Source organism: Acinetobacter portensis (assembly GCF_009372215.1).
Classification (GTDB): Bacteria; Pseudomonadota; Gammaproteobacteria; order Pseudomonadales; family Moraxellaceae; genus Acinetobacter; species Acinetobacter portensis.
This window is the reverse complement of the sequence record NZ_LWRV01000080.1, coordinates 102,689-114,431: the sequence shown is the minus strand read 5'-3', so window position 1 is coordinate 114,431 and position 11,743 is coordinate 102,689. Positions and strand designations below refer to the sequence as shown.

The 11,743-nt window shown below is 36.5% G+C and carries 14 protein-coding genes; 6 read left to right on the top strand and 8 right to left on the bottom strand.

The window, feature by feature from the left end:
- Positions 1-41: 41 nt before the first annotated feature.
- Positions 42-1,562, bottom strand: coding sequence for a catalase (locus tag A6M14_RS09555; RefSeq protein ID WP_152874714.1), 1,521 nt, complete (start codon positions 1,560-1,562; stop codon positions 42-44).
- Between the two features lie 537 nt (positions 1,563-2,099).
- On the opposite strand from A6M14_RS09555, the gene A6M14_RS09550 reads away from it, so the two are divergent.
- Entirely contained in the window at positions 2,100-2,291 is a 192-nt protein-coding gene (locus tag A6M14_RS09550) for a DUF7230 family protein (protein WP_152874713.1), read from the top strand.
- Between the two features lie 5 nt (positions 2,292-2,296).
- Here the strand turns inward: A6M14_RS09550 and ptsP are convergent, their stop codons facing one another.
- Together ptsP and A6M14_RS09540 are read right to left on the bottom strand one after the other, a co-directional pair.
- Complete coding sequence (gene ptsP / locus A6M14_RS09545) at positions 2,297-4,594, bottom strand: phosphoenolpyruvate--protein phosphotransferase (RefSeq protein ID WP_152874712.1); 2,298 nt, start codon at positions 4,592-4,594, stop codon at positions 2,297-2,299.
- Positions 4,595-4,676: 82 nt separating this feature from the next.
- Complete coding sequence (locus tag A6M14_RS09540) at positions 4,677-5,159, bottom strand: RNA pyrophosphohydrolase (RefSeq protein WP_152874711.1); 483 nt, start codon at positions 5,157-5,159, stop codon at positions 4,677-4,679.
- Between the two features lie 174 nt (positions 5,160-5,333).
- Here A6M14_RS09540 and A6M14_RS09535 point away from each other — a divergent pair, with 174 nt between their 5' ends.
- From A6M14_RS09535 to A6M14_RS09525, 3 genes are all read left to right on the top strand, one after another.
- Positions 5,334-5,984 carry an HAD family hydrolase gene (locus tag A6M14_RS09535; protein WP_152874710.1) on the top strand — a complete coding sequence of 217 codons (651 nt, stop codon included), beginning with the start codon at positions 5,334-5,336 and terminating at the stop codon, positions 5,982-5,984.
- 133 nt (positions 5,985-6,117) lie between these two features.
- Positions 6,118-6,366 carry a DUF2789 family protein gene (locus A6M14_RS09530; protein ID WP_187349134.1) on the top strand — a complete coding sequence of 83 codons (249 nt, stop codon included), beginning with the start codon at positions 6,118-6,120 and terminating at the stop codon, positions 6,364-6,366.
- 47 nt (positions 6,367-6,413) lie between these two features.
- The gene (locus A6M14_RS09525) at positions 6,414-6,968 is read left to right on the top strand and encodes a DUF2628 domain-containing protein (RefSeq protein ID WP_152874709.1); all 555 of its coding nucleotides are present in this window, start codon (positions 6,414-6,416) and stop codon (positions 6,966-6,968) included.
- Between the two features lie 43 nt (positions 6,969-7,011).
- Here the strand turns inward: A6M14_RS09525 and A6M14_RS09520 are convergent, their stop codons facing one another.
- Positions 7,012-7,869 (bottom strand): LysR family transcriptional regulator, encoded by an 858-nt coding sequence (locus A6M14_RS09520; RefSeq protein WP_152874708.1) that lies wholly within the window; start codon positions 7,867-7,869, stop codon positions 7,012-7,014.
- Positions 7,870-8,018: 149 nt separating this feature from the next.
- Positions 8,019-8,261, bottom strand: a complete 243-nt coding sequence (locus A6M14_RS09515) for a DUF2061 domain-containing protein (protein ID WP_171522161.1) — start codon at positions 8,259-8,261, stop codon at positions 8,019-8,021.
- 366 nt (positions 8,262-8,627) lie between these two features.
- Here A6M14_RS09515 and A6M14_RS09510 point away from each other — a divergent pair, with 366 nt between their 5' ends.
- The gene (locus tag A6M14_RS09510) at positions 8,628-9,167 is read left to right on the top strand and encodes a hypothetical protein (protein ID WP_228720298.1); all 540 of its coding nucleotides are present in this window, start codon (positions 8,628-8,630) and stop codon (positions 9,165-9,167) included.
- A 15-nt stretch (positions 9,168-9,182) separates the two neighbouring features.
- On the opposite strand, the gene A6M14_RS09505 is transcribed toward A6M14_RS09510, so the two are convergent.
- From A6M14_RS09505 to lgt, 3 genes are all read right to left on the bottom strand, one after another.
- A complete protein-coding gene (locus tag A6M14_RS09505) occupies positions 9,183-9,551 on the bottom strand; it encodes a hypothetical protein (protein ID WP_152874706.1) in 369 nt (122 codons plus the stop codon).
- Positions 9,551-9,940, bottom strand: a complete 390-nt coding sequence (locus A6M14_RS09500) for a hypothetical protein (RefSeq protein ID WP_152874705.1) — start codon at positions 9,938-9,940, stop codon at positions 9,551-9,553. The genes A6M14_RS09505 and A6M14_RS09500 overlap by 1 nt, the downstream gene beginning before the upstream one ends.
- 83 nt (positions 9,941-10,023) lie before the next feature.
- On the bottom strand, positions 10,024-10,833 hold the full coding sequence (gene lgt / locus A6M14_RS09495; RefSeq protein ID WP_152874704.1) for a prolipoprotein diacylglyceryl transferase: 810 nt from the start codon (positions 10,831-10,833) through the stop codon (positions 10,024-10,026).
- Positions 10,834-10,926: 93 nt separating this feature from the next.
- Between lgt and A6M14_RS09490 the strand changes: the two genes are divergently transcribed.
- Positions 10,927-11,709, top strand: coding sequence for an NRDE family protein (locus tag A6M14_RS09490; RefSeq protein WP_152874703.1), 783 nt, complete (start codon positions 10,927-10,929; stop codon positions 11,707-11,709).
- Positions 11,710-11,743 lie beyond the last annotated feature (34 nt).

Sequence of the window (11,743 nt, the reverse complement as noted above, 5' to 3'; positions counted from 1 at the left end):
GAAAGGTGGTTTTTTATTTTTTAATCTCTATAAATTAGAAATTAAAGGAAACCTGAATTATTACGACCAGGATCAGAATCACGTGCTGCTTGAGCATCTGCGACAGTCATACCTAATGCTTTTGCAACACCTTCGCCATATGCAGGGTCACATGCATAACAGTTACGAATATGACGATATTTGATGAAGTCTAAAGCATCGCCCATACCATCTGCTGTGTTACTGAACAATGTTTGCTTTTGTTCATCTGTCATTAAGTTGAACAATGCACGCGGTTGGCTGAAGTAGTCATTATCATCTTGACGATAATCCCAGTGATCTGCATTGCCTGAAATTTTAAGCGGTGGCTCTTTATATTCAGGTTGTTGCTGCCACTGACCAAAGCTGTTTGGTTCGTAGTGTGGTAAACCACCATAGTTAGCATCTACACGACCTTGACCATCACGATGATTCGAGTGAACAGGGCAACGTGCTGCGTTTACAGGAATTTGTTGATAGTTCACACCTAAACGGTAACGCTGAGCATCGGCATAGTTAAATAAACGTGCTTGAAGCATACGGTCAGGAGATACACCAATACCAGGAACAAGATTACTTGGTGCAAATGCAGATTGTTCAACATCTAAATAGAAGTTTTCAGAGTTTTTGTTGAGTTCAAACTCACCAACTTCAATAAGAGGGTAATCACCATGCGGCCAAACTTTTGTTAAGTCAAATGGATGATATGGAACTTTTTCAGCATCAAGTTCAGGCATAATCTGAACGTACATTTTCCATTTCGGGAAGTCACCTTTTTCGATAGCATCGAATAAATCTTTTTGATGACTTTCACGATCTTTACCAATAATTGCTTCCGCTTCTGCATTGGTTAAGTTCTTAATGCCTTGCTGAGTTTTGAAGTGGAATTTCACCCAAAAACGTTCATTTTTATCATTAATAAAGCTGTATGTGTGGCTACCAAAACCATGCATATGACGGTAGCTTGCAGGAATACCACGATCAGACATTACAATCGTTACTTGGTGGAATGCTTCAGGAAGAAGTGTCCAGAAATCCCAGTTGTATGTTGCGCTACGTAAGTTTGTTTTTGGATCGCGTTTAACCGCTTTGTTTAAGTCTGGGAATTTACGTGGGTCACGTAAGAAGAATACTGGTGTGTTATTACCCACCATGTCCCAGTTGCCTTCTTCTGTGTAGAATTTTAAGGCAAAACCACGAATATCACGTTCAGCATCGGCAGCACCACGTTCGCCCGCTACAGTTGTGAAACGTGCAAACATTTCAGTTTTTTTACCTACTTCACTGAAAATTTTAGCACGAGTATATTTTGTAATATCTTGGGTCACGGTAAATGTACCGAAAGCACCAGAGCCTTTTGCATGCATACGACGCTCAGGAATCACTTCGCGTACGAAATTTGCTAGTTTTTCATTTAACCACAAGTCTTGAGCTAAAAGCGGTCCACGAGCACCTGCCGTTAAACTGTCTTGGTTGTCTACTACTGGTGCACCAAAAGCGGTTGTAAGGTGGGATACAGGACATTTTTTTGGATCTTGGCTCATTTCGCTTCTCCGTTAATTTTAAAAAGTGTCTGCTACAAAGTGATGTTGCTTTCTATATAAATATCACGCTTTAAATAGGTGAACTTTATATGTTTTGTAAAGGAGTACAGCTTTGAATTTTTAGGTTATTTAGTTGCTATAACGCATATTAAATTTATCTTAATTGTATAAATTTATAAGTAAGCTTTCATTGCCAAAAGCACTCATAAATAATGTACTTACTACACTGTAGGCTTAAAATGAGCTTTTGACCAATTGAAAAAAATCTTACTGATAAGTGGAAAGTTCGATAAAAATAAAGCGTTGTTTATGTGTGTTTTTTGAATATATCTATTTATTTTATGATGTGGTTGATACGTAAGAGTCGTTAGATATTACGGTTACATCATTGGATATATTCATAATTCATTTAATGTAATTGGCAAAAATATTCACGCATTATGAATATTAGTATATGCGGGCTTGAAATTTATAAAAATAAGTGCAATATACACACAACATCATCTAGATGTTTAATTAAAAAATAGGTTAAAGAACATGGCAAAGAAAAAGCAAATGCCAGACGTTATGATTCATAACTTTGTGGCAAAACACATGAATGATTTCAACAAAAGCCAAACTTTTGTAGATCGAAAGAAAGATGCAAAACGTGGTTATTCAAAACACAAAAAAGGGAGATATTCAAATGATTATCTCCCTTTTTATTTCTTTAACTTTTCTATCGTTTAAAAAAATTAAGCACTTACAATACGTGTAGACGCCTTCACCATATCTTCCAAACCATGCGTTTTAAAATAATATTCCATCATACTTTTTACAATAAGCGGATTATCCATTTTTAAAGCACGTTCTAATAATTCCTGTGCATCGGTCATTGGAATATGACAAATGGCTTTACGAACTCGTAAGATATTACTCGAACTCATCGAAAGCGTATTAAAGCCCATTGCCATTAAGAGTGTTGCAGATAAAGGATCACCTGCCATTTCTCCGCATAAACTAATTGGCTTTTGATAGGTGTGACATTCTTTCACCAAACGCGTTAAAGCACGTAAAACAGCAGGGTGGTAGTTCGAATATACATTGGCAACGCGAGGATTATTACGGTCAACAGCTAATAAATACTGGGTTAAATCATTTGAACCCACAGAGAAAAAATCGACCAATTCAGCAAATTCTTCAATTTGTAAAAGTACACTTGGTACTTCAACCATAATGCCAATTTTGGGTTTATTGATTTTGACTTGTTCTTCTTCCTGAACCGCAATCCAGTCACGCTCTAATAAATACAATGCTTCTTCAACTTCACTCACACTTGTGATCATTGGTAAAAGAATATGTAAGTTATTTAGCCCAATACTCGCTTTAAGCATGGCACGAATTTGCGAAGAGAAAATTTCAGGGTGATCGAGCGTGAAACGAATACCGCGCCATCCTAAAGCTGAGTTTTCTTCTTCAATAGAGAAATAAGGTAAGTCTTTATCTGCACCAATATCCAACGTACGCATAACGACAGGTTTATTGGCGAAATGACTTAATTGTTGACGATAGATGGCACGTTGTTCTTCTTCACCTGGGAAGCGGTCACGTAGCATGAAAGGAATTTCAGAACGATATAAACCTACACCTTTTGCACCGCGTTGTACGCCACGGACAACATCTATCATTAAACCTGTATTTACAAACAAACGAACAGCAACACCATCAGGGGTGATTGCATCTTTGGTTTCGTACTGTTTTAAATCTTTGGCAATAAGCTCTTCTTCTTTTTGAATTTCTTTATAGCGAGAACGTAAGCGTCGAGGCGGATTGGTAAATACACGTCCTTGATGTGCATCGACAATCATCTCGACATCATCAAGGGTATTAATTGGTAATTCTGTTACACCAACAACCGTTGGAATTCCAAGTGCTCGCGCCACAATCACCATATGTGAATTCATTGCACCTTCAGTGGTCACAATGGCAGCAATTTTATCGACAGGAAGTTCAACCAATGCGGCTGTTGAAATTTCTTCGCCTATTAAAATACTTTCGTCGGTGAGTTCACGATGACTTGAATCTGCTTCTTGTAAATAAGCAAGAATCCGTCGACCTAAATCTTTGAGGTCTGAAACACGTTCACGTAAATAGTCATCTTCCATTTGTGCAAATAGCGCAATATGCTTATCAATAACAATACGTACTGCACCTTGCGCCCAATTACCATCTCGAATGAATTCTTTAATTTCGGCAGGTAGGGCATTTTCATCTAACATACGTAAGAACACGCTAAACAAAGCACGTTCTTCAGCCATTAAGGCATCTTGCATTTTATCATCAAGAGATTGAATTTCATTGCGAACAGAAGCTAATGCTTGATCAAGCAAATCGAGTTCTTCGCTAATGTCATCCGCTTCACGGTCAGGAACAGCGGCTAAGTCTGCAGGTGGATATAAAACCACAGCTCGACCAAGTGCAATACCACCAGAACCTGAAACACCTTGGAATGTTTTATACGCAGGTAAATTACTTGGTTTACGGAAAACATCGATAGTGCCAACGGCATGCGTATGGGCAATTACCCCTGAAAGTTGTGCACATAAAGTTACAAGGAATGATTCAGCCGCTTCACTAAAATCGTGAGGTTCTTTATTTTGAACGACTAAAACGCCCATTACTTTACGACGATACATCACAGGTACGCCAAGGAATGAGTTATAAATTTCTTCGCCTGTTTCAGGAACATAAAGAAAGCGTTCATGTTTAGGCGCATTGTCTAAATTGACAATTTCTTCACGTTGCCCAACCAGACCAATAAGACCTTCACCCGTATGTAGCGATACATGACCCACCGATTCAGGGTTTAAACCCTTAGAAGCCATCAGTAAATAACGTTGGTTACGTTCATCGAGTAAATAAATAGAGCAGACATCAACATGCATGGCATCAGCCACTTGATTGACCATAATGTCTAAAGATTCATGCAAGCTGGTTGACGCATTGATCTCTTGAACAATACGTCTTAGTGTATCCAGTTGCATATTCGACATTGAGCCTGCTCCTTATAGAATTATAGTTTCAGTCTATTTATAACAATACTTGGCTAAAAAATCTGCATAAATATGCGATTTTTTAAGGTTTTTTGAATGGGAGTTGTTCACACAACTCAATCATCGCCTGGCGATAAACATCTCGCTTAAAATTTACAACTTGTCCTAATGGATACCAATAACTTACCCATTGCCATTGATCAAATTCAGGTGGATCTGACAAATTTAACTGAATATTCTGAACCGAGGCCGTGAGTTTCAGTAAAAACCACTTCTGTTTTTGACCAATGCATACAGGGTCTGAATCTGTACGAATAAATCGATTTGGCAAACGATAACGCAACCAGTCTGTTGTTTGCGCTAAAATTTCGACATGTTCGGGCAGTAAGCCAACTTCTTCTCTCAGCTCACGATAAAGTGCCTGTTCGGGAGATTCTCCAAGTTGGATTCCTCCTTGTGGAAATTGCCAAGCATTGTGTCCAATGCGTTTTGCCCATAAAACTTGTCCAAACTCATTTGCCAAAATGATCCCGACATTGGGTCGGAAACCTTCTGAGTCGATCATTTGGCTACCTAAATAATGTGTAATTTATGACTTTGCTCTTGGGGATTGTTATTTCTTTCATCCAACTCGAAAAAAGCAAAGTTTAAAAATGCTATGATCTTAACGAATTTCTATCGACTAGCGGAGATAGATTTACAATTTTTTTCTTAAATTTCAGTTTTTACGAGTATTTTCATGAAATTGGCGCTATTTGATCTCGATCACACCTTACTTAATACAGATTCAGACCATTCTTGGGGAGAGTTTCTAGTCAATGAAGGCTTAGTCGACCCAATTCGTCATCGTGAAATGAACAATAAATTTTATGAAGATTATAAAGCAGGGCAGTTAGACCCAATTGCATATAATGAATTTGTATTTGAATTTTTGACTCAGCACGATAATCAATATTTAACTGATTTACATCAATTGTTTATGGAAAAGGTGATTCGCCCTCAAATGCGCCCTGAGGGTTTTAAAGCCATTCAACGCCATAAAGATACAGGTCACCAACTTGTTGGTATTACAGCCACTTCAGATTTTATTACGGCACCTATTTTTCGTGAATTTGGTATTACAGAAATTATTGCAACCAATGCAGAAGTTGTTGATGGAAAATACACGGGAAAAGTAATTAATACGCCGTGTTATCAACAAGGTAAATTGACACGTTTAGATCAATGGTTAGACGGACGTGAAGTAGATGAATCTTGGGCATATTCAGACTCTATTAATGATAGATTCTTATTGGAATATGCAGATCATTCTATTGCGGTGAATCCAGATGATCGGTTAGAAACTTTGGCAATCGAGCAAGGTTGGGTCATTCAAGATTGGTCAATTTAAACCTTATGTTTTAATGGACAGCACTTTGGTGCTGTTTTTTTTGTATCAACTTTTGGCACAAAAAGATGATTTATTTTTGAAATGGAAATGGTATGTTTAAGCTAAGAATGAAAATAATTGGGCGGATAACAGCATGACAGTACAACCAAGAATGACCAATCTTTTTGAACAACTCGGCTTAGACTCAAGTGAAGAGGCGATTGCCTTATTTATTGTGACGCATCAATTGAATGCTAATACTAAAATTACTGAAGCCGATTATTGGAGTGAAGGACAGCGTCAATTTTTAGCAGAAAAAATTAAGTCAGATGGTTCGTGGGCTTTAATTGTCGATCAATTGAATGAATCTTTACATGAAGATTCATTGGTGAAGGCGAAGTAAGTTTACTTATATCAGCTTAGTTTTTAAATGAACCCAATATAGGGAATTTGAATAAAGGCTTTTTTATTGCATTTATTTTATTAGAAAAAGGAATAATTATGTCATTTGGGGAAAATAACGTGCCACCGCCATTTCCAACATCAGGCAAACTCTCTGTAGCTAATGATGATCAAAAGGCATTATTTGTTGGCGAAAAATATGAAAAGTATTACAAGGAAAAATTTGAGCAAATTACGCCAAAGAAACAAATGGCGGGTTTTAATATAGGGGCATTTTTTCTAGGTCCTATTTGGTTGTTTTACCGCAAGATGTATGCTTATGGTGCTTTTTATATTGCTTTTGTATTTACCTCAGGAATAGTCACGACAATTTTTGAAATTTCAGAATCTATAGATCGTGCAATATCGACAGGATTAGCGGTAACCATGGGATTAGGTGGAAATGCGCTTTATAAGTATTTTGTGGAAAAAAGAATAAAAACTATCAGTGAAAATCATCCATCTAATATTGAAGAGGCTCTTGTTGAAAAAGGGGGAACAAATTCAATTGCTGCGTGGGGACTGTTGATTGTTTTTGTGATTTTAATTTATTTAAGTGTGTGAATAAGTCCTAAAATTAGAAAAGCCACCCAAAAGGTGGCTTTTTTTATTTCATCATTTCAATGAGCTTTTGAACAGCTTTCGATTGCGTACGACCTGGGTGCCAAACCATACCCAATTGTCGATTCATCTCAAGTTTAATGTCTAATTGTTTTAAATCATGATTAACAAGTGTTTGAGGTAAAACAGACCAACCTAAACCAATTGAAGCGAGCATTCGAATAGATTCAAGTGGGTTATTGCTCATGGTGATTTTAGGTTTTAAACCTTGTTTTTCAAATTCAGCTAAAGTGATTTGACTGGTATAGGTTTGCGCTGCAGGTAATAAACTTGGATACTGAATCAGATCTTCTAATTTAAGATTTTCTTGCTCAGCCAAAGGATGAAATGGCGTTGCAACAAAAACAAGAGGATCATTCCAAATGGTGACATATGAAAGGCGTTCATCACCTTGTGGTGGGAGCGTAAGGAATGCTAATTCTAAATCACCTGCTAAGACTTGTTCATGCGCTTGTTCAGAATCGACAAAATGGACATCGAGTTTTACTTGAGGAAAATTTTGCGCATACTGTTTTAAATGGTTGGGTAAATGATGTAAGCCTATGTGGTGACTTGTACCAATTTTGAGTTTGCCTTGTACCTGATCTTGTTCATGGCTAAGTGTATGATGAATATCACCTAACTCATTTAGCCAACTTTTCACTTTAGGTAAAAGAGAATGAGCTGCGTGTGTGGCTTGAACACCACGACCAGCCGATTCAAAAAGCTTTACGCCAAAATAGTCTTCTAAACTGTGAATACGTTTAGTGACCGCTGGTTGGGTAATAAAAAGATGTTCGGCAGCTTGGGAGATAGAGCCAGTTTCCATGACCTTAACAAAGGCTTCAAATGCAGCTAGATTCATAAGGATATTTTGGTTATAAAATTACTCATTAATTATAAAATAAATTTATACAAAATGCGAATTGGAATACTTTTTATAGCGATATAGATAAAATAAAAGATCACATTAATGTGATCTTTTTTACTTGGAGTATTCAAAGAAATATAGTTTTAGGCTTTCGCTTCTTCTTTTAAAAGTTCTGTTTTTTTATCCCAAACTTTTTCATGGAAAAAGAATGCAACAGCCTGAACAGTGGGTTCAAGCAAACTTAAAGTCAGTGCCATCCAAAGGTTTCCAGTGACAACGTAACCAACAAGCATTGCAACGGTAATGTGGAGAAAATAATAACTGAGCGTTTTTTTAAGTGTACGCTGATTTCGATTTACAAACTTTTGAATACAAACCATGAGAATACTCCAAGTATAATGATTGAACATTTATTAAATAATAATCATTCTCAATTGTTTTGTAAATAAGATTATTCTCATAGCGATCATTGGAGAAATAGATCGAATCTAAATATTTTAAACAAACTGTTACATCTTTATTTTTAGAGGAATAATTCATTTTTGAATGAAAGATGTTTTTTAATCCCATGAAATTTATATGGATTATTATGTTATTTATATCAAATGTTTATTAAATGATATGAAGTTACATTTATTTGCTTAAAAAAATGGAAAAATCACGGTAGTATCGTTGCCCATAGGTTTTGAAATAGCATTATATTTCATCAATTTAAAAGATATCGCGTTGAATTTAAGAGTTTAGAGGAAGTTATGGCTGGGGATGTAAGTTATATTAGTCATCAGGGGATGGATGCTCCTGCGGCACAATACAACTTAGGCGCAGATAGTGCTTATACAAACAGAAATGCAGATTACGAAGCGTATTTGCGTAAATCAAATGCGGCACAGAAAGCGGCAGCAAAACCAAGAAATTTTACTCAAATTGATATTAGTAAATTTAGTCAGCTATTAGCGAGTATTACAAGAACAACAAGTACACAAAAGTGTGCAAAAAGCATTCGTGTTGCTTTACAAGATTCAGGCGCTAAAATTGAAAAACATCCTGTGGCTGCATCGGACTGGGGAAATACCTTACAGAAGTTAGGTTTTACTAAAATTATGCCTCAATTTGAAAAGCCTAAAAAAGGTGATATCTATATTATTAAGGCAACTTCTCAGCATTCTTATGGACATATTGCGGGTTACTCAGGCTCAGACTGGGTGTCTGACTTTAAGCAGCGTACATACGATGTTTATAAAGATAAAAAAGTGACATATGAATATTATCGATTAGCCAAAGATGCATTATAAGTTGAGTTAAAAAACTTAGCTGCGTTTTGAACGATTTTCGTAGATCGATACAATAAAGAAGCCTAGGCCTATAAAACCTAGGCTTTGTACTATCAGAATCATTTTATTGATAGGTGGAATGGATTGAATTAAAAATAGAATGGCAATAATAGGTAAGCTCAAAACAATAATGTTTAAGCCATTTGAATATTTATTGTGAGTATTTAGCTTTAATTTTAAATGGTGCAGAACATGAATGAATACACCAATCCCAAGTGAAAAACCAACCGCCCATGTATTCAGCTGTTCTATGTTTGAAAAGTAATAAATAATTGCGCATGTGGTTATGCAAATAATAAGTTTGATTTCACGTGTGCATTTTTCTGAATACCAAAAATCTAACATTATGATGATTCTTTATTTTCAGTTGAACTTTGATTTAAAAGTGATAATGGTGAAAATAAGCAAATAGCCAAAGCCATAAATCCAATACCTTGAGCGCCTGCCAATAAAATTTCACCATTTTTCATGTTCATAAAAATAAGTGCAAGAACTAAGGCAATGGGAATCCAAGTGAATAGACGGTAAAGTAAGCCAGTTGGATTTTTCCCTGTAAAATGAATTTTACAATAACGGCAAATAAGGAAAATAATTCCTGTGCCTAAAAACATCAGAACAGCATCGAATGAAAGTGGTGCCATCCAATATAAAACACCTGTCACTATTGCAATGCTGATGAAGAGAAATAGTTTTTTGATTATTGATATTTGAGGATTAAACCAAAATTCGAGCATAGGAATATTTGAATAAATAAGCGGATACGAAGCACTTTAGCATAAATAAGAGATAAAAAAGCGAGGCAATTGCCTCGCATATTTTATGAATTTTTTAATGGACCCCAGTCGTATATTTTTTTCTGATAGGCATACCAAAGCATCCATAAACCAATCAAAATCATTGGTACAGTGAGGAATTGTCCTTTACTCATCCAACCTACAAAAAGTTGACCATTGTCTGGTTCACGGAAGAATTCAACAACAAAGCGTGCAATGCCATAGCCAATTAAAAATAGCGCAGATACGGCAAAGCGAGGGCGTGGCTTGGTGCTGAACCACCATAAAACAATAAATAGAATTAAACCTTCACACATCGCTTGATATAGCTGTGAGGGGTGTCGAACCAGTTGTAATGGATCTGTTGGGAAAATCATACCCAAAGCAAAATTGGGATCTGTTACAGGGCGACCATAAAGCTCACCACCAATGAAATTACCCAAACGACCAAACATCAAACCTGTCGGAACACATGGCGCAATAAAGTCTAAAGTCTGGAACCATGTCATTTGGTATTTCTTACACCAGAACAACATTGCAACCATCACACCCAAGAAGCCACCGTGGAAGCTCATACCACCTGTCCAAACTTGGAATAACCAAAGTGGATTTTGTAAAAATTGCTCGAAGCCATAAAAGAAGACATAGCCAAAACGACCACCAACAACAACACCTAAAGCACCATAAAATATGAGGTCTGAGACCATATCGGGTGTCCAACCACGTTGTTTAGAGCGGTATGTAGCAAGTCCCCAAGCAAATAAAAATGCCAATAAATACATCAGTCCATACCAATGAACTTGTAGAGGCCCCAGTGCTAATGCAACTGGGTCGATATTTGGATAGGTCAGCATTGCTGCTCCTTGTCATTATGTTTTGCCTAGATTTTAGCTGAATAATATGAAAAATGTTGTACATTCAATGTGTAAAGAATTTGAGTTTAAAATATGTGCATTGTTGCCTTTGCTTGGCATGTTCTAGAAGATACGCCTTTGTGTCTCATTTCAAACAGAGATGAGTTCTATCACCGTCCATCTAAAAAATTATCTGCTTGGGAAAATAGTCCCATTATTGCAGGGCAAGATTTACAATCGGGTGGCACATGGATGGGTATAACTGCATCGGGACGGTGGGCAGTTATTACCAATTTTAGGGATGGAACAGATCAAACAAAATATCCAACTTCTCGAGGTCACTTAATTCAACAGTTTTTAGAATCCGATTTAACACCAATTCGTTTTGCACAAAATTTAGAAAAAACGCAGTGTGATTATGCGGGCTTTAATCTTTTTCTTGGTCATGCAGATCAAGCGGTTTATATGAGTAATCGTGGTGAAGCACCACAAATTTTAGCAAAAGGTGTGTATGTGGTTTCTAATGGATTAATGACGGAACATTGGGAAAAAACACGACATTTAAGAAAAAGATTTACTCAAGAATTTTTACCACTGATGCAACAACAGCATATCGCAGAACAAGCTTTAGAGTTCGCTGTTTGGGATATGCTTGAAGATGAACGTAAAGTTTCTACGTCATTATTGCCTCAAACAGGCATTAAACAAGAGATGGAAGAATTATTATCATCAACTTTTATTCAAAGTCCTGTTTACGGCACGCGTTGTTCTAATTTTTTAAGATTGAAAAATGATAAATGGTTGTGGCAAGAAAAACAGCAATATGAGCCTAAAGGCGATCTCACAGAACTAGAAGTTACAATTTTAAAAGCGTAACGAATACAAATGATTCATTGAGTTCCTCCAAACT